The 16401-nt window shown below is 60.5% G+C and carries 16 protein-coding genes, 1 tRNA gene and 1 pseudogene; 10 read left to right on the top strand and 8 right to left on the bottom strand.

Annotated elements, in window-relative coordinates:
- The first annotated feature begins 245 nt into the window (after nt 1-245).
- From QMG25_RS17620 to QMG25_RS20635, 6 genes and pseudogenes are all read left to right on the top strand, one after another.
- The gene (locus tag QMG25_RS17620) at nt 246-908 is read left to right on the top strand and encodes a bacterial proteasome activator family protein (RefSeq protein ID WP_283462369.1); all 663 of its coding nucleotides are present in this window, start codon (nt 246-248) and stop codon (nt 906-908) included.
- A gap of 5 nt (nt 909-913) precedes the next feature.
- Nucleotides 914-1432, top strand: a complete 519-nt coding sequence (locus tag QMG25_RS17625; protein WP_283462370.1) for a hypothetical protein — start codon at nt 914-916, stop codon at nt 1430-1432.
- A 127-nt stretch (nt 1433-1559) separates the two neighbouring features.
- Nucleotides 1560-2621: an iron ABC transporter substrate-binding protein gene (locus QMG25_RS17630; RefSeq protein WP_283462371.1), complete on the top strand. Its 1062-nt coding sequence runs from the start codon at nt 1560-1562 to the stop codon at nt 2619-2621.
- A gap of 5 nt (nt 2622-2626) precedes the next feature.
- Nucleotides 2627-4225: an ABC transporter permease gene (locus tag QMG25_RS17635; protein WP_283462372.1), complete on the top strand. Its 1599-nt coding sequence runs from the start codon at nt 2627-2629 to the stop codon at nt 4223-4225.
- 218 nt (nt 4226-4443) lie between these two features.
- Nucleotides 4444-4878: pseudogene (locus tag QMG25_RS20630) on the top strand (ABC transporter ATP-binding protein); the annotation flags it as partial.
- Between the two features lie 336 nt (nt 4879-5214).
- Entirely contained in the window at nt 5215-5481 is a 267-nt protein-coding gene (locus tag QMG25_RS20635; protein WP_502866440.1) for a TOBE domain-containing protein, read from the top strand.
- Here QMG25_RS20635 and QMG25_RS17645 read toward each other — a convergent pair.
- Nucleotides 5478-6641: a low temperature requirement protein A gene (locus tag QMG25_RS17645; RefSeq protein WP_283462375.1), complete on the bottom strand. Its 1164-nt coding sequence runs from the start codon at nt 6639-6641 to the stop codon at nt 5478-5480. The genes QMG25_RS20635 and QMG25_RS17645 overlap by 4 nt on opposite strands.
- A gap of 202 nt (nt 6642-6843) precedes the next feature.
- On the opposite strand from QMG25_RS17645, the gene QMG25_RS17650 reads away from it, so the two are divergent.
- From QMG25_RS17650 to QMG25_RS17660, 3 genes are all read left to right on the top strand, one after another.
- The gene (locus QMG25_RS17650; RefSeq protein ID WP_283462376.1) at nt 6844-7986 is read left to right on the top strand and encodes an ISAs1 family transposase; all 1143 of its coding nucleotides are present in this window, start codon (nt 6844-6846) and stop codon (nt 7984-7986) included.
- A gap of 613 nt (nt 7987-8599) precedes the next feature.
- Nucleotides 8600-8731: a hypothetical protein gene (locus QMG25_RS17655; protein WP_283462377.1), complete on the top strand. Its 132-nt coding sequence runs from the start codon at nt 8600-8602 to the stop codon at nt 8729-8731.
- 332 nt (nt 8732-9063) lie between these two features.
- Nucleotides 9064-9750, top strand: a complete 687-nt coding sequence (locus QMG25_RS17660; RefSeq protein WP_283462378.1) for a hypothetical protein — start codon at nt 9064-9066, stop codon at nt 9748-9750.
- A 67-nt stretch (nt 9751-9817) separates the two neighbouring features.
- On the opposite strand, the gene QMG25_RS17665 is transcribed toward QMG25_RS17660, so the two are convergent.
- The 7 genes from QMG25_RS17665 to QMG25_RS17695 form a co-directional block, all read right to left on the bottom strand.
- Nucleotides 9818-10738: an NADP-dependent oxidoreductase gene (locus QMG25_RS17665; protein WP_283462379.1), complete on the bottom strand. Its 921-nt coding sequence runs from the start codon at nt 10736-10738 to the stop codon at nt 9818-9820.
- A gap of 22 nt (nt 10739-10760) precedes the next feature.
- On the bottom strand, nt 10761-11327 hold the full coding sequence (locus QMG25_RS17670) for a hypothetical protein (RefSeq protein WP_283462380.1): 567 nt from the start codon (nt 11325-11327) through the stop codon (nt 10761-10763).
- 76 nt (nt 11328-11403) lie between these two features.
- Nucleotides 11404-11964 carry a dihydrofolate reductase family protein gene (locus QMG25_RS17675; protein ID WP_283462381.1) on the bottom strand — a complete coding sequence of 187 codons (561 nt, stop codon included), beginning with the start codon at nt 11962-11964 and terminating at the stop codon, nt 11404-11406.
- Between the two features lie 239 nt (nt 11965-12203).
- Nucleotides 12204-12271, bottom strand: a tRNA-OTHER gene (locus tag QMG25_RS17680).
- Nucleotides 12272-14768: 2497 nt separating this feature from the next.
- Nucleotides 14769-14945: a hypothetical protein gene (locus tag QMG25_RS17685; RefSeq protein WP_283462382.1), complete on the bottom strand. Its 177-nt coding sequence runs from the start codon at nt 14943-14945 to the stop codon at nt 14769-14771.
- Nucleotides 14945-15103: a hypothetical protein gene (locus QMG25_RS17690; protein WP_283462383.1), complete on the bottom strand. Its 159-nt coding sequence runs from the start codon at nt 15101-15103 to the stop codon at nt 14945-14947. The genes QMG25_RS17685 and QMG25_RS17690 overlap by 1 nt, the downstream gene beginning before the upstream one ends.
- Nucleotides 15100-15387, bottom strand: a complete 288-nt coding sequence (locus QMG25_RS17695) for a hypothetical protein (RefSeq protein ID WP_283462384.1) — start codon at nt 15385-15387, stop codon at nt 15100-15102. Before QMG25_RS17695 ends, QMG25_RS17690 begins: the two co-directional genes overlap by 4 nt.
- A 171-nt stretch (nt 15388-15558) precedes the next feature.
- On the opposite strand from QMG25_RS17695, the gene QMG25_RS17700 reads away from it, so the two are divergent.
- Nucleotides 15559-16371 carry a hypothetical protein gene (locus tag QMG25_RS17700; protein ID WP_283462385.1) on the top strand — a complete coding sequence of 271 codons (813 nt, stop codon included), beginning with the start codon at nt 15559-15561 and terminating at the stop codon, nt 16369-16371.
- The last annotated feature ends 30 nt before the right edge of the window (nt 16372-16401 follow it).

Below are 16401 nucleotides of genomic sequence, written 5' to 3' on the forward strand. Positions count from 1 at the left end.
GGCCCGACGCGGGCATGACGGCGGAGCGCGGGCTATTTGCGCAGATCTAGATGCTCCCGGGGCTGGTGTGGTGATCGGGCGCTTCTATAGCGGCCTCCGATCACCACAACAGCCCCCGTCCCACGTTGGGACCGAGGCGAACGGTCCGGCAAGTCCCTGCCTGGCAAGTCCCTGCCCCAACAGGCCTGCCCGAATCTGCAGCTGGTTCCGGGCCCCGCCCCGGCGGCACGTGAGAGACTGGCAGCATGAGTGAAAAGGCGCAGAATCCGGACCCAGAAGCGGTAGCTGTGGGCAACGTCGTGGACGGTTCGCCCGACGGTTCGCCCCACGGTTCGCTCAACAGTGCGCCGGCGGGGGCCGCAGCGAATCAGGCGTCCGCGCCCGGAGCAGCAAAGCAGCCACCCAGCGTGTCGGACATGGGGGACCAGCCAGCCAAGGTGTTGCGCATTGGCACCATGGTCAAGCAGCTCCTTGACGAGGTCAAGAGCGCACCCTTGGACGACGCCGCCCGGGCACGGCTGGCCGAGATCCACCAGGCATCCATCACCGAGCTTGAAGAGGGGCTGGCCCCCGAGCTGGTTGCGGAGCTGCACCGCCTGAGCCTGCCGTTCACGGACAATGCCTCGCCGTCGGACGCTGAATTGCGCATTGCCCATGCACAGTTGGTGGGGTGGTTGGAAGGATTGTTCCACGGCATTCAAACCGCGCAAGCCGCCCAGGCCATGGCCAGCCAACAAACTGCCGCCCGCCTGGCCCTGCGCCAGCTTCCGCCGGGAACCATGATCGCCCCCGGAGTGATTGTGGGCGAAAATGGCGAGCCCCAACGTGCCTCGGCAGGCCAGGGCGGACCCCTGGGACATTCACAGCTGGGCGGTCCGGATTCCGGCGGCCCCGGACAGTACCTCTGACGCGCATGCTCAAGGGACTATTTAGCGCCTCGCGCCAGGCCAAGCACGACGACGCCGAACTCGGCAAGGGTGTGTGGCGCCGGGTCCACGACAGGTTCCGCCGCGGCCTGGACCGCTTTCACCAAATGCTTGAAGGCTTGGAAGAAACCGTCCCTGCTCCCCAGGGCTCCGGAGCATCCCAACAGTCGGAGGCGCAGGCAGCCGAAAATTACCAGTCGATGGTGGTGGTGGCAAACAACCTCGCGGACCTGTTGCCGGTGGTCCGCAGCATCGCCGCCGCGGGCCAAGCCGCCGGCCCCAGCGAGGGCATGGAAATCCCCACCGGCTCCGGGGGATACCTCAACGACGTGCACCGGGAGCTCTCGCGGGCAGGCAACGCCCTGGCTGCAACAGCGGAGGCACTCGCCTTGGTGAGGCTGGGCGAAGGGGAAGTGGCCGGCGTGGAACGCAAGGCGGGCATTGTATTTCAGCACGTGGACCGGGCTGGCGAGCTGCTGCGCAAAACGTCATCTCCCGACACGTAGTCCGGCCAGAGCAGGCAGGCAAGGGAGAGTCCCGTCACATTTTGTCCCTTGTGAGGGTAGGCTGTCCTCTAATGGATTACGATCGAAATACGTTCGCTAATTATTCCTATTGCCGAAAGGCTCCTTTATGACCTCCTTGACCAGGAAGCAGTTCAGCAAGACCGCCTTGGCCGCACTGGCCGGCGCCTCCGTTTTGGCCCTTGCTGCTTGTGGCGGCTCCACCACTCCGGCGGACAGCAGCGGTGCTGCCGGCGGCGCGGAAGACGCGATCACCGTCTACAACGCACAGCACGATTCACTGACCCAGGCCTGGGCGGACGAATTCACCAAGGAAACCGGCATCAGGGTCACGATTCGCCCGGGCAGCGACCTGGAGCTGAGCAACCAGATCATCGCCGAAGGCGACAAGTCACCGGCCGATGTTTTCCTGACGGAAAACTCACCGGCCATGACACAGGTTGAAAACGCCGGCCTGTTCGCCGAGATCAGCTCCACGGTCCAAGACCAGGTCCCCGCCGAGTACCGCCCCTCCACGAACAAGTGGACGGGCATCGCAGCGCGCAGCACCGTCTTCGCGTACGACAAGACCAAACTGACCGAGGACAAGCTGCCGAAGTCCATCATGGACTTGGCCGATCCGGCGTGGAAGGACCGCTGGGCCGCATCGCCGTCGGGCGCCGACTTCCAGGCGATCGTCTCCGCCATGCTGGAGCTCGAAGGCGAGGAAGCCACATCCGCATGGCTGAAGTCCATGAAGGAAAACTCCAAGGCCTACAAGGGCAACAGCACCGCCATGAAGGCCGTCAACGCCGGTGAAGTTGAAGGCGCCATCATCTACCACTACTACTGGTTCGGGGACCAGGCCAAGACCGGTGAAAACTCCAAGAACGTGGCCATGCACTACTTCAAGAACGAAGATCCGGGCGCGTTCGTCTCCATCTCCGGCGGCGGCGTCTTGGCCTCCAGCAAGCACCAGGACAACGCCCAGAAGTTCCTGGAGTACGTCACGGGCAAGGCCGGCCAGACCATCCTGCAGACAGGCGGCAGCTTCGAGTACCCCGTAGCCTCCGAGGTTCCAGCCAACGAAGAGCTGGTCCCGTTGGATGAGCTGCAGGCACCCAAGATTGACCCGGCGAAGCTGAACTCCGCCAAGGTCACCGAGCTCATGACCCAGGCTGGACTACTCTAGTTTTAATGACTTCAAAACAAAGTACGACGGCGGTTGGCCTGCCGGGTGCCACGAAATTGCGCAAGGCGGCTGGGGGCCGGGGCTCACGCTTCGGCCCTTGGCCCGTCGTCATACTTTGTTTGCTGATCGCCGCGTTCTCCCTGCTTCCGTTGGGGTTCGTGGTGGTCGCCACCGCCAACGCCGGGTGGGACACCATTGTTGCTTTGGTGTTCCGTCCGCGCGTTGGCGAATTGTTGTTTAACACGCTGTCGCTGGTGCTGATCACCATTCCGCTGTGCGTGGTGATTGGAGTTGGCGGTGCCTGGCTGGTGGAACGCACTTCCCTGGCCGGGAACAAGGTGTGGGCGGTGTTGCTGGCCGCGCCACTGGCCATTCCAGCATTTGTCAACAGCTACGCCTGGGTCAGTGCCATTCCATCCCTTGGCGGAATCTCCGGCGGTGTGCTGATCTCGGTGCTATCTTATTTCCCGCTGGTGTACATACCTGTGGCAGCCGTGCTGAGCCGGCTGGATCCGGCACTGGAACAATCGGCGGCGGCGCTGGGATTGGGGCCGTGGAAGGTGTTCTTCCGGGTGGTGCTGCCGCAGTTGCGTTTGGCCACCGCCGGGGGTGCACTGCTGGTGGGATTGCACCTGTTGGCCGAATATGGCGCTTTTGCCATGATTGCCTTCGACACTTTCACCACGGCCATTTACGATCAGTTCCGTTCCACTTTCAATGGGGCCGCAGCCAACATGCTGGCCGGCGTCCTGGTGCTGTTTTGTTTGCTGATGCTGATGGCCGAGTCCAAAACGCGCGGCAGCGCCCGCTATGCCCGGGTGGGGGCCGGCGTGCAGTCCAGCCCCAGCCGCTTGTCGCTCGGGGCGTACCAGCTGCCGGGCCAGCTGGCCTTGATTGCTGTTTCGGCGTTGGCGCTGGGGGTGCCCCTGTGGCATGTGGGCCGCTGGCTGATTGCCGGCGGTACGCAGATTTGGGCGCGGGACGACCTCCTCAATGCTTTGCTGCTGACCCTCGACTACGGTCTCATCGGGGCTGCCGTGACAACCGCCTTGGCATTCCCGCTGGCGTATTTGGTGATCCGACACCCGGGCCCGGTCAGCAAGGTCCTGGAAGCCGCCAACTACATTTCAAGTTCCATGCCCGGCATTGTCGTGGCGCTGGCGCTGGTGACCATCACCATTCACAATGTGCCTGCCATCTACCAAAGCTCGCTGGTGCTGGTGGCGGCCTATGCCTTGTTGTTCATGCCGCGTGCCCTGGTGAACCTGAGAGCGGGGATTGCCCAGGTGCCCCGCGAATTGGACGAGGCAGCCCGGGCACTGGGCAAACCACCGCTGGTCGCCTTCCTGCGCGTGACATTGCGGCTGGCAGCACCGGCAGCAGCCGGAGGGGCAGCTTTGGTGTTCCTGGGAATTGTGAATGAGCTGACCGCCACGCTGCTCCTTGCACCCAATGGCACCCGCACCCTTGCCACTCAATTTTGGTCATTGAGCAGCGAAATTGATTACATGGGAGCAGCGCCCTACGCCTTGTTGATGATTCTGCTCTCAGCACCCATGACCTACCTTCTTTTTGTGCAATCCAAGAAAGCCGCCGGACAATGACCACCCAGCCCCATGACACCCGCCCCGGCTCCCGGCACAGCAGGGTCCAGAATTCAGCCAGCCAAGGCCCCGCGATCCAAGATCCAGCCAGCCAAGATTCCGCCGGGCAAGATCCAGCCAACCAGAGCCCTGCCCGCGAGAGCAGCAGGACGTTTGTACACGATTCCAGCGATGTGCCGGACCATCTCGACATCGCCGGGATCCGCAAGAGTTTCGGCGCTACGGAGGTTCTCAAAGGCGTTGATCTGAACGTGGCCCAAGGCCGCACCACCGCCATTGTGGGCCCCTCGGGATCCGGCAAGACCACGCTCCTGCGTCTCATCGCGGGTTTTTTGGCGCCGGCCTCGGGCCGGATAGCCCTGGGCGGGACCGAGGTTGCGGGCCCCGCCCAGTGGGTTCCGGCGCACAAGCGCAGCGTCGGCTACGTGGCCCAGGACGGGGCGTTGTTCCCGCATTTGAGTGTTGGGGCGAACATCGCGTTTGGGCTGCCGTTGCGCGGCAAGGCTGCCGCATTGCGGGTGGGCGAGCTGCTGGAGATGGTCTCGATGGACGCCTCCTACGCCAAGCGTCGGCCGCACCAGCTCTCCGGCGGGCAACAACAGCGCGTGGCCTTGGCCCGCGCCTTGGCCCGCCAGCCCGAACTCATGCTGCTCGACGAGCCGTTCAGCTCCTTGGACGCCGGCCTGCGGGTGGACACGCGCCGGGCCGTCTCCAAAACCCTCAAAGAGGCAGGCGTGACAACCATTTTGGTCACCCACGATCAAGCGGAGGCGTTGAGTTTCGCAGACCAGGTTGCCGTGATGCGCGACGGAAAATTGGCCCAAATCGGCAGCCCGTTTGTTGTCTACACCCGCCCCGCGGACAGGGCCACCGCCGAATTCCTGGGGGACGCCGTGATTCTGGAGGCCTGGCTGGAGGGCTCGCTGGCGCTGTGCTCGCTGGGCGGGATCCCCGTGCGCATGCCCAAGGTGCAGGGCAAGGTCAACCTGATGCTGCGCCCCGAGCAGATTCGAATTTCCGGCGGCAGCCCCATCCGCGGGCGCGTCGTGGACACCGACTACTTCGGACCCGAAACCACCGTGCGGATCCAGCTTGAGCCCATCCCCGTCGACGCGGAGCACCCCCGCGATCCGCACCAGCCCGTGGGCGGGGAGGTCATCAACATTAGGCACTGGAACGCCATGCTGGCCCGCCCGGGCACCGAACTTTTCCTGAAAGTGGTGGGCGAGGGCGTTGTTTTCCCTTGGACAGACTAGGGCGGGTCGGGCCGGCGTCGTGCGTTGGCTTCCGCTTGGACGGTGAGTAACAGCAGCAGGGCCACGGCCAAGGCAAGCACGACGGCGGCCGGCAGCTTTCCGCCCAGCGGGACCAGCACCAGCGCGGCCACCACGGCGGGGATGCCCCACGGCAGGACTGACCGCAGCGGCGCGCCGAAGCGCAGCGAGACGATCGCATTGGTGCCGTAAAAAAGGGCCAGCCCGCCGCCCAGGGCAACGGCTGCGCCCGGCGGCAGCAGCGTGTTGGGTGCCGGGATGGCCGTGGCGATGGCAGCGGCGATCGAGGTCACACCGAGCACCAGTGCGAACGGCATGAACAGCGTTGTTTGCAGGATGCCGCTGAAGTCCTCGCGTTTGCGCAGCTGCCCAAGGCCGCTGGCAAGAACGTCCATGCCGTACTGGAAGAACGCCCAGCCAAGCAGCGCCACGATCATGAAGCCCAATGCAGAGGCGAGGGCCGGGCCGGGGTGCCAATCCTGCGCCAGCTCCGAGACGATCGTGAAGATGGACTCGCCCAGGACGATGACCACGAACAGGCCCAGCCGTTCCGTCGCGTGCTCCAAGTTGATTCCACCCAGGTTGCGTTGCGCGCCGATCCACCGGCTGGCGGCAATCATGCCCACCTCCACGGCGATGGCGACTGCCCACAGGATGACGGCAGCGTGGAGGGGCAGGAAGACGGCAATGAACCACAGCAGCGACGTTCCGCCGTTGTACATCCAGATGCGCCAGGGTTGTTCAGGTGATAGTTTGCGGTGCTCGTGCAGCCACAGGACCAGCAGCAGGCCGCGCATGGCCGCATTGGCCAGCGAGAAAGCCCACGCCCGTTCACCGAAGGCGTGCGGGGCAGCGGCCGCCATGAGCCCGGCCGCAGCCATGGCCGCCACCATGGACAGCCCCAGCACCCGGGAGGTCAGGCCCGGCAGGAGGTTGATGACAGAGACAATGTTCACCCATGCCCACCAGGCCGGGAAGAACAGCAGGACGTAGGTGCCGAACTCGGGCCAGCCGGGATCGCCGTGGATGCCGTGGGCCAGTTGCCCGATGAATGCCACAAACACCAGGTCGAAGAAGAGCTCCATCCAGTGGACGCGGCCCGGTTCGCGGGCCGGGCGGGGGCGTTGAGCTGCTGTGCGCATGCGCCCATCGTAAGCCCTGCCCGCCCACGCAGCTCCGCCCACGGGTTTCCCGGAACCCACCAACTGCCAGGGCGATTGCAAAGTCTTTTATGAGAATTCAGCGTCTTAACATGTGAGACGAACGGGGTCGTGGCTGTTAAAAAGTGAGAACTCCTGTTAATCCAGTAGGTGTCTAATCCGCTGTATTGCCAGGAGTTCTCGCATGTCATCATCCCATCTCGCCTTGTTCATTGACGAATTCGCCACGGCCGGGCAGGTGAAGATTGACCCGGGCAAGGTGCTTGCTGCATTGTGTGAATTGCCGGATCCACGGAAGAAGCGAGGGGTTCGGCACCGCTTCTCACACTTGTTGGTGATCATGATCTGTTCGGTGGTGGCCGGGGCGACTACGTTGGTGGAGATGGCCGAATGGGCTGCCGACACTGCCCGAGGCCAGCTCGCTGACTTGGGTATCGGCGCCCCGCACGCAACAACATTGGCCAGGATCCTGCAGCGTCTGGATGCAGACGCCCTGGACCGATTGGCCGGGTCGTGGGCACAAGGTATGACTCCGGTGACGGCCATCGCGATTGATGGGAAGGAAGTCCGTGGGGCCAAGAACGGCGGCGGCACCAGAGTTCATCTGCTCGCCGGCATTGACCACACCACCGGGGCCGTATTGGTTCAGGCGAACGTATCCGAGAAACACAATGAGATCACGTACTTCAAGCCCCTGCTGGAAGGCATCAAGGACCTGAAAGACGTGATTGTCTCTGCCGATGCGCTGCATACCCAGCGTGAGCATGCCGAGTACCTGCACTCCAGGGAAGCCCACTATGTGCTCACGGTCAAGGGGAACCAGCCCAAGCTTCACGAGCAATTGCGCGCCCTGCCGTGGAAGCGGGTACGTGCCGGGAACAAGACCCGCAACACCGCCAATGGCCGCGACATCGAGCGGACCGTCAAATGCGTCAGCGTCGATGACGGAATCAAATTCCCCCACGCCGCCCAGGCCGCCCAAATCACCCGCAAATCCAGGCCGCTCGGAACCCGAAAATGGTCAACCGAGACCGTCTACATCATCACCTCGCTGACACCAGCACAAGGGAAACCAGAACTCATCGGATCCCTGATCCGAGGCCACTGGGGAATTGAAAACGGCCTCCACTGGCGCCGGGACGTAACCTGGCGAGAGGACGGAAGCCAGATCCGATGTGGAAACGCGCCACGGGTCATGGCCTCCCTGAGGAACATCGCCATCACAATTCTGCGCCTGGAAGGCGAAACCAACATCGCCAAAGCCACTCGCGGAGCACGCAACTACCCGCACCGCGCACTCAAACTCGCCGGCCTAAATATCAGCTAAACGACTTTGCAGACACCCTGCACCAACTGCCCATCATGCATCCTCTTTAAACGTTTCAGCGGGAAATAATTGCGACATATTCAAAAATATTTAGAAATTGACTGGATATGTGCCCATCTTTCTTGTAACTTGACTATTAGTCCTTGACGCTCCGTCTTGGATGTTCGCGTGCAATTGAAGGGAGGCCATGATGTTTGCGTTTATCAAGTCCGGAGTTGTCGGATCGCGTCATGCCCTGCCTGGCACGCCTGTCCATCGCCGTCACGGCTAACACCGTTTCCGCGTAGGGACGCCACCGCAAGGCTGTTCCGGTCCTGCCGCACATTCGCGGCCGCTCCTCGAGCAGAATTCATCTGCCACCCCTGCACCCGTTGCCAACACGGCTCCCGGCCATGACCCTTGGGTAATCACGCCCTTGTGGGAATCCGGTGGTCATGGCTTCCTGTAGTGGCGGACAGGGAATTGCGGCCAGCAAAAAACGCACAAAACAAATCGCGCACTTTTGTGCCCTCTTAACGCCGTTTTCCATTTATTGCGAGCCGGAAAAGGCTTTAATTGTTGCGCCAAAATGATTTCCGTCCATTTATTTCAAATATCGAAAGGAGGTGTCGGCATGAGCCCCAAACCCACAAAGTCATCCATCAAGCGGATCTTCTTCACGCCCATTGATGACCGGAAGTTCAATGAACTTCGCGACCGCCACTATCGCGAGATCGTCCGCGTTGACCTGTTCAACATCCGGTAGACCCCCGCGCAGCCGAAGGTGTGCCGGCGACGGCACACTGTTTGAAAGGGGGACGAGATGGCCATTACACATTTCGTGCACCGCATCTCCATCCTCGGCCCGGTGGCAAGTTCACCAGCCGGCAATTCTGAACAGCCCGTGCCGATCCGCACGGGCTGTTTCGTTTATTTACTGCGTCTCCGGTTTGGCAGCATGGGCCTGCAGCGAAAACTGCCATCCCAGGCTTGTTGGCTGCCGTTCGCCTCCGATGGACCCCGGCACGTACTGTTGCCGCGCGACATTAGACTGGTTGGGGTCGACCAAACGGGCCGGCACGGCAATGGGGGAATGGCGTGGGCATTTTTTGCAGGACAATCACGACGGCGGTGCTCGGACTGGCGCTGGTGGCCGGACTGGGCGCGTGTACTCCGGAATCGCAGGAGCCATCGCTGCCAACAGCAAGCCAATCCCCGGAATCAGTCCTTGACCCCGGCTGTCCGACACTGCCTCCAGAGGCGGTCAAGGCAGTGAGGATCCCGCAAGGAACCCCCGAAGAAGCCATTGCCGGCGTGTTGAAGTCCTACAGCTCATGGGTGAATGCGGGAACGGAGATACTGCAGGGCTGGGCCGACACCGCGGGCACCGTGCCGGACGAGTGCATGGAGGGGCTGGCTGAACAGGGCCGGATTGCCTTCTCGGAAACAATCTTCACCACGCAAACCGACGTTGCCTGGCAGGACTACTACGCCGGGCAGCAGGAGCTCACCGCCCAGTCCCTGCGCAATGCCGTGGGTGCCGATACCGACAGTCAAGAGCTTCAAGGGCGCTTTGAGCTGCTAAAAGACATCTCTTCCAGTGCTACAGCGAATGGAACGTTCCTGAAGTTCGATGCCATCTACCGCCCGGCCCCCGGCACGCCTGCAGATCCGACGGACTGGGCCGGGCTGGCCCAGCCCACACGATGGTACGTGGAGCTGGTGCCCTTCGACGGCTTCTTCATCATCAACTACATCGAGCAGAAGCCGGCAGCAGGGTACTGAACCCTGCCGTGCCTTGCCGCAGCTGCCCCAGCCCCCAACCTCCGAAGCTGGGGCAGGGGCTGGGGCATCAGGGGAGTTCCAGCACGGTCTTGCCGCGGGCACGCCGGGTTTGGACTTTTGCCAGCGCAGCCAGGGCATCGCCGAAGGGATGGACCTGCTCGAGCTCGACGTGGATCTTTTCGCCCGCAACGTCTGCCATGAGTTGCAGGACTTCGGCGCGCACATCCGATTGGTAGGGGATCCCCACCACTTCGATGCCACGCTCAGGGACCGGGTTGTCGCCGGAGATCGGCACCAGCTGACCGCCGTTTTTCACCACGCCCAACGTTTGCGCAGCGGTGCCCGGCTGGACAGCGAGAGCCCCGTCGACGCCGTCGGGCATCCACTGGCGGACCTGCTGAACCCAGTCGGGGGAGTGGTAGTCGACCACCATCTCCGCCCCGAGTGAGCGCAGATAGCTGTGGTTGGCAGCCGACGCCGAGGCGCCGACCCGCCAATTGTGCTGACGGGCGAGCTGGATGCCCAAGGTGCCGATGGCCCCCGACCCGCCGGCGATGAAGAGGGAGCCTCCGGACGGGATCCCGGCGAGGGCGTGCAGGGCCCGCAGCACAGTGTTTCCAGCGACCGGGATGGCAGCGGCGTGCACCCAATCAACGGCAGCGGGGAGGGGGATGATCAGTGAGTTGGCCTTGACCGCGACGAATTCGGCCCACGTGCCGCCCTTGGGTTGCATGGAACTGACGAACGCAATGCGGTCCCCGGGATGAACGCCGGTGGTGTCGGCGCCGATTTCCGCCACGATGCCGGCGGCCTCGATGCCGATCGGAAAGGGATAGCTGGCGTCCTGGGGCAGAAAATATGAGTCGTGGATGCCCACGCCAACAGCTTTTACCTGCACCAACAGTTCATCGGCGTCGATCAGCGGTTTGGGGACTTCTGCCAGTTCAACTGTGTTGGCACCAGCCAAGGGCAGAACGAATGCTCTCATTGGTGGGTGTCCTCCTGTTTGATTAGTCTTTTGCCTTTGCCTTGATCCAGGCAGGGGTTTCGCGTTCCATGCGGTCGTCAAGGGCCACTCTGAGCTTTGCTGCCTCGACCTGGACTTCGCCGTCGGCTGCGCTGCCGGCCACAGGGCCGTCTTCCGTTGCCTCGAGCCCGCCCTCCTGGGCAGCTTCTTCGCCTTGGAGCCCGTCGGGCAGGATGCGTCTTTCCCGGGTGGGGCTTGACGTTTTTCCGCGAAGACCACCGGTCGCCGACTGAACGAGAGATTGTTCCCACGCCGAGTCCAAAACTTGCAGCTCGTGCTGTCCCAGCCACTTTTCGCGCGACAGGATGAAAATGGTCCTGATTCCGGCCTTTTGTTTCACGGGGTTGTCACTGAACGCCGCGTCGAGGGCCCACTGGACTTCGCTCCACCAGCGCCCCTGCCTGTTCGACTTCGTCGTCTTCACGATGGCCACCCAAGCCGGGATGATCGCGATGGCAGCGATGAAGAGCGTCAAGACCGGGGCAACATCTTGGATACCGACGACCCAATCGGCAGGTGGCGCGGCAACCAGGGAAGTTAAGTTCTCCATGCTTCATGCTACTTCGCAAGTGGCGGAAGGGGGTTGTCACAATCCGGAGTCGGACACGCCGCGACGTCGATTCAGTTCACCGGGTGTAGCGGAGCAAGACGACTCCTTCGCTGAACGCGCGGCTCTCGGCGAGCTGAAAGTCACGCATGTCGGTCCCGTCCGGGAAGAGGCGGCGTCCCTTGCCGAGGATGACGGGGTAAACGAAGAGCCGCAGTTCCTCGACCATGCGCAGGCGGAGCAATGACTGCGCCAGTGCGATGCTGCCTGTCAGGACGATGTCGGTGCCGTCTTCGGCTTTCAGTTCGTCGATCTGTGCGCCGAGGCCTTCGCCTCCGCGCAGGATGCTGGTTCCTTCCCAGCGGGGATCGTCCATGCTGGCGGAGACAACATATTTCTGCACTTGGTTGAGATGGTCGGTGACGCCGGTTTGGTCGTCAACCTGGGTGGGCCAAAATCCCCGCATCTGCTCAAACGTGGTTCGACCGACCGGGAATCCGTCCGAGGCTGCGGCATGTTTGCGCGTGACTTCAGCCAGTTCGCGCTGCTGCCGGGAGTCTTTCGTTGGATCGAACCAGGAACCGTCGTTTTCGATCACCCCGTCCAGACTGATGTTCTCCGTGATCACAAGGCGTCGCATGGTCTCCTCCTCGATTGTGCCGAACCGTTTGCGCCGGGTCATCAACGCGTGCGAACGGCACGCTCGGAGCCGGCCGCCAATGCCAGCTTCCCGCAAGGCAGTCCAGGTGGCAACAGATATGGTGATCCGCGCCCGGAAATACCTGCAGCGGATCACCACAGCGGCAGCGCAAGCGAATAACCAGACGACAAAACAGCCCCGCATCCCTTTGTTTGCAAGGGGTGCGGGGCTGTTGGCCGTGGGGCCTCCAAACAGAATCGAACTGTTGACCTTCTCATTACGAGTGATACTTCCCAGCACATGAGGCAGACAAAAAGACTGAAAACTACAGCGTTTAGGCTGACATGTGAGTACTACAAATGTCTATGAATCATAGAAAAGTGTGTTCAGAATGTGTTCACAGTACTGCTGTTGGCTGCACTACACAAACGGCGATTCCAACCCCACAGGATCGAATGCATTGGAATACTGGCGCGTGCTCGTATTCTTTGCCGCAACGGGTTCCAAGTTCATTACAATGCCGAGGATGACACGCCGAGATGAGCCGACACGCCACAGTCTTTTTTGTGGCCAAGTACTCCACAGGCTGTGGACGGGTCGAAATTATGTGCTAGAAACCAACGATTTTTCGTATACCTGCCTGTGGACAGTCGGTGCATAAACTACAAGGATGTAATACATCATGTAGTGGTGGAAATGAATGTCAGGCACAAGATGTAGTCTTATGGGGCAAGCAAGAACCCCGGTTGCAAACGTAACCGAAAAAGGTTCAGCAGGTGACCGGGGCTCTAGTTATCTTGGACAGATACTAAGACCTTACATCGTGACGGGTGGGCGAGCTAAATGGTTCGAGCACTCCCACGATGACATGTCCCTGTGCTGGCAGATTGGAAGATTGACTTGACTAAGCCAACTCTCAAACCCGGCAACGACGCTCCTAGGACGGCCATCTACCAGCAGGTAGGGCCTCGTGGAGGGGTGACAGATCGGATTGTGCATTCCGACCGTGGGGAGACGATGCCCCCGACCCAGAAGCCCGGTCAGGGATACAAGCCAGTTCGCAAGAACTAGGCAATGATCTTCAGCGGCCCCACCGAGACGATGGGGCCGCTGTGGTTCTCGCACGACCGAGACGACTGCATTAGTAGCGGTGCATACCTGAGGTCTTCTGATGGCGTTTGGGATGCGAAAGTGTGTCCGTATTGCGGCGTCTGAGGGGCGTCTTTTTGCTCACCAAATACGTTTGGTGAGCAAATTGCCGACATGGTGACAACGCCAAGACATTGATTGGTGAGCAAGTGGTGAGATAAAAAAGCCCTGAGTAGTGCTCAAAGTACGTTGCTCACCACTCACCATTTGCTCACCACTGACTCACCAAATACCGCCCAATCATCTCACCACCACCACCCGATCACCGTAGGTGTGAGGAGTGGTGAGATAAGTGAATAGTGAATAGAAACAAACTGACAAATAGGTCGAAGGCAAGAGGATAAATGAACGGCCACTGTTCCCCGGCATGAAGTCAGTCCGTTATTACTCAGCTGGTTCATTGCATGAGATCGCCGACCAAGTGGCGTTTGCTGTCCCCAGTACTCGATGAGCACCCCACTATCAAGGGCACATCGCTGGGCGGCAATGGCAGACGTCAATGGGTTGCCCCACGCGTCCAATGGGCCGTTGTATGCGTATTCACTCATGACGATGATTCTGGCGTCTGACGTTGTTCTGCACGATCAGGTGACCCCTGTGTCTGGGCTATGTACGCTTGACGATTCTCAGCATCTGTTGGAGGGAAAAAGCACGACGGAGGGCCGTTAGTGGGACAGGTGTGGAAAATCCACGAGGTGTACATAATGCGTGTACCCGAACGCTCCGGGCCGCTTTGTGACCCCTGGGGGAGGGTTGACCAGGGGGGATGGTTTGGCACCTCGTTGCGTCGTCGTTTGGGTCAGGGATGCAGCGTAAGACATGCAGGCATGGGCAGCAGACGTCAGCATGGTCGTCGTGCATGATGACATGGTCATGCATATGTTGGCACGTGTCAGAGCACAGCAGATCGTTGGCACATCACGTCATGGTTGCGGGTACAGATGACAAGGTCAACAGCACGGGATCAGGAACGCATCGCCAGCAGTGACGGCACAGACGCCTTGGATACGTGCGTATGTTCACACGTGCACATATACAGGCATCGTCAGTGTTGGCACGTCAATGGCACAGGCAACATGAGGCGTCACAGTATCGGACAACCATCGACGGGCAGGGAATGATTCTCGCCAGCCAAGCCACTACTTCGTCAACGCCCAGGCGATGCCAACACCTATTGCAATCGTCCGCATTGGCACGCGTGAGACCCCGAGCAACTGCATGCAAGCAAGTGCCAGCCATTGCGTACTCTGCCGTTGTCAGCGTTCGAGTGCCAATGCGCGAACCGGACGCACGGGAACCAGCCCCTCGACCATGAACAGCGAAAATTGACCCGTGCATGCCCACCTGACAAGTACGGCAGGGATTCTTGGGCAACGTCTCATAAATGAAAACGGGAAAAGGATCGACTCAGTGCAATGGGGCGTTTCTCTTCACGTCTGCGCATAGAACATCATGCAATCGTTGAGGAAGCGTTACAGACAGTGGAATAGCGAAGTGAGGTATCGACTCGCACGCGCAACTCTCGAGCATCAGGGCAGCGGTTACGGACGTCACAGGGATAGGTGTTCTGATTCTCGTCAATTGTGCAACACGTTCTCATTTATCCACCACTCGACCCCATCCAACTAAATGAACGGGGTCAGGGGGTACTTGCTTTAGGGGAACATCGTCAGTCGGGCAACTTCTTCGTTGTCGAAGGCGAAGAACGCATGGATCACACCGTGTGATGTCGTGATGTACGCAGATCCGTCGTCTTCAATTTCAACTTCTGTGTTCGGCCCGAAAATTTCGGTGGCAAAGTCACCTGCGTGAATCATCATATTTCGTGTCATTAGTTTTGCCTCACAGCTTTGTCGTGGGTCACCAAATAGGTGTGGGAGATTCCGGTGAGTGTTGCCTCGTACCGGTTCATGTTGATGTACAAGACGGAAACGACGTGGCCCGGGTACAGCATGGCCATATCGTCAAGGATCAGTTCCTCCGGGGTCATGCCTTGACCGTCTTTGCAGCAGCAGCGCGTTCCTTGCGACAGGCAGCGCGTGCTTTCTTGCCAGCGGCACCTTTGGATTCATGGATGCATTCGGTGTGCGACGTGCGGACGGTTTCCTCTGCAGAGGTCTTGGTCGTTGCAACGGGGGCGGGAGTCGTTGCCTTTGCAGGTGTTGCCTTCGTCGCAGGGGTCTTGGTCGTTGCCTTCACAGGCACTGCAACTACCTTGGCAGTCGGTGTCTTTGCGGGGGCAACAGCCTTGGTTGCGGGTGATGTGGTGGTCATTTAGATCGTGTCCTTAGTCGTTGTTTGTATCGTTCCTTCGGATCGATATAAGAAATGTAAGAGACGCAGCAGAAGCTACCCAAGGACTATCTGCGACGTGGGCGGCTTGAATCGTATTGGAAAGTCTGACGAGAGGAACTTTTGTCTGTACCGATGGGTAGGCTTGGAAACATGACTGAGAAATGGGTGCCCCCAGCAATATCGAACGAGGAATATGAGCGGCTAACTGCAATCGAGGTTGGCTTCCCCGACTACGTCAGGAATCAAGTGGAGAGCTGGGTCGTAGACAGCGCTTCCTCCAGGGGGCAGTTTGCCCACGCACTACCTAGATTCTTATCCCGCCACATGAAGCGGGTGTTCTCGTTGGACTACTCAGGATTCTTGTTGCAGGTCCATCAGCTTGAAGATGACGAATTGGCCAACGTCATAGATTGCATGTTGTTCCATGGCTTAAAAACGGCGAGTGTGTACGACTTGGGAAAGGTGCTGGCTGAGAGTCGTGCTGGGTGGGTATTGACCTCGGACGGCAGAGGACGTACGCGGGTGACTGCGGCGCAACCCAGTGGTGTCATTCAGGCGCTTGAGGGTGTAATGAACAAGACGGCGAAAGCGGGTGCATTGCTGGGGGAAGCCTTCGAAGCTGCATATGGAACCTCGACCAACCCGAACCACGCCTATGACTTGAGCGTAAAAGCCGTAGAGACACTAGCCTGCCCGGCTTTCATCCCGAACAACACCACTCGCGCAACCCTTGGCACGGTGATCAAGCACCTAGAGCAGAAGAATGTTTCCTTGCCTTTGGTTGAGAAAAATGCGGATCACAGGGAGACGCTGACCAAGATGATGCGGCTGCTTTGGGAGGGTGGTCAGCGTCACGGGGAAGAGACATATGAGCATGTTTCGCTTGGTGGGGCACGGACCGCTCATGCGCTGGCAACGTGCCTAGTTTCGATGATTCACGAGGACGTGATCACGGTAGTTTGAACCCGGTAGCCATCCAGGCATTTGATCCAG

This window comes from Arthrobacter sp. H35-D1, from assembly GCF_030063185.1.
Taxonomy (GTDB): Bacteria; Actinomycetota; Actinomycetes; order Actinomycetales; family Micrococcaceae; genus Specibacter.

Coding starts and splice junctions, on each gene's coding strand:
- QMG25_RS17620 (WP_283462369.1), top strand. CDS start 246: ATGAGTGAAAAGGCGCAGAATCCGGACCCAGAAGCGGTAGCTGTGGGC.
- QMG25_RS17675 (WP_283462381.1), bottom strand. CDS start 11,964: ATGCGACGCCTTGTGATCACGGAGAACATCAGTCTGGACGGGGTGATC.
- QMG25_RS17690 (WP_283462383.1), bottom strand. CDS start 15,103: ATGACCCCGGAGGAACTGATCCTTGACGATATGGCCATGCTGTACCCG.
- QMG25_RS17685 (WP_283462382.1), bottom strand. CDS start 14,945: ATGACACGAAATATGATGATTCACGCAGGTGACTTTGCCACCGAAATT.
- QMG25_RS17625 (WP_283462370.1), top strand. CDS start 914: ATGCTCAAGGGACTATTTAGCGCCTCGCGCCAGGCCAAGCACGACGAC.
- QMG25_RS17635 (WP_283462372.1), top strand. CDS start 2,627: ATGACTTCAAAACAAAGTACGACGGCGGTTGGCCTGCCGGGTGCCACG.
- QMG25_RS17655 (WP_283462377.1), top strand. CDS start 8,600: ATGAGCCCCAAACCCACAAAGTCATCCATCAAGCGGATCTTCTTCACG.
- QMG25_RS17670 (WP_283462380.1), bottom strand. CDS start 11,327: ATGGAGAACTTAACTTCCCTGGTTGCCGCGCCACCTGCCGATTGGGTC.
- QMG25_RS17665 (WP_283462379.1), bottom strand. CDS start 10,738: ATGAGAGCATTCGTTCTGCCCTTGGCTGGTGCCAACACAGTTGAACTG.
- QMG25_RS17645 (WP_283462375.1), bottom strand. CDS start 6,641: ATGCGCACAGCAGCTCAACGCCCCCGCCCGGCCCGCGAACCGGGCCGC.
- QMG25_RS20635 (WP_502866440.1), top strand. CDS start 5,215: ATGCTGCGCCCCGAGCAGATTCGAATTTCCGGCGGCAGCCCCATCCGC.
- QMG25_RS17650 (WP_283462376.1), top strand. CDS start 6,844: ATGTCATCATCCCATCTCGCCTTGTTCATTGACGAATTCGCCACGGCC.
- QMG25_RS17630 (WP_283462371.1), top strand. CDS start 1,560: ATGACCTCCTTGACCAGGAAGCAGTTCAGCAAGACCGCCTTGGCCGCA.
- QMG25_RS17695 (WP_283462384.1), bottom strand. CDS start 15,387: ATGACCACCACATCACCCGCAACCAAGGCTGTTGCCCCCGCAAAGACA.
- QMG25_RS17700 (WP_283462385.1), top strand. CDS start 15,559: ATGACTGAGAAATGGGTGCCCCCAGCAATATCGAACGAGGAATATGAG.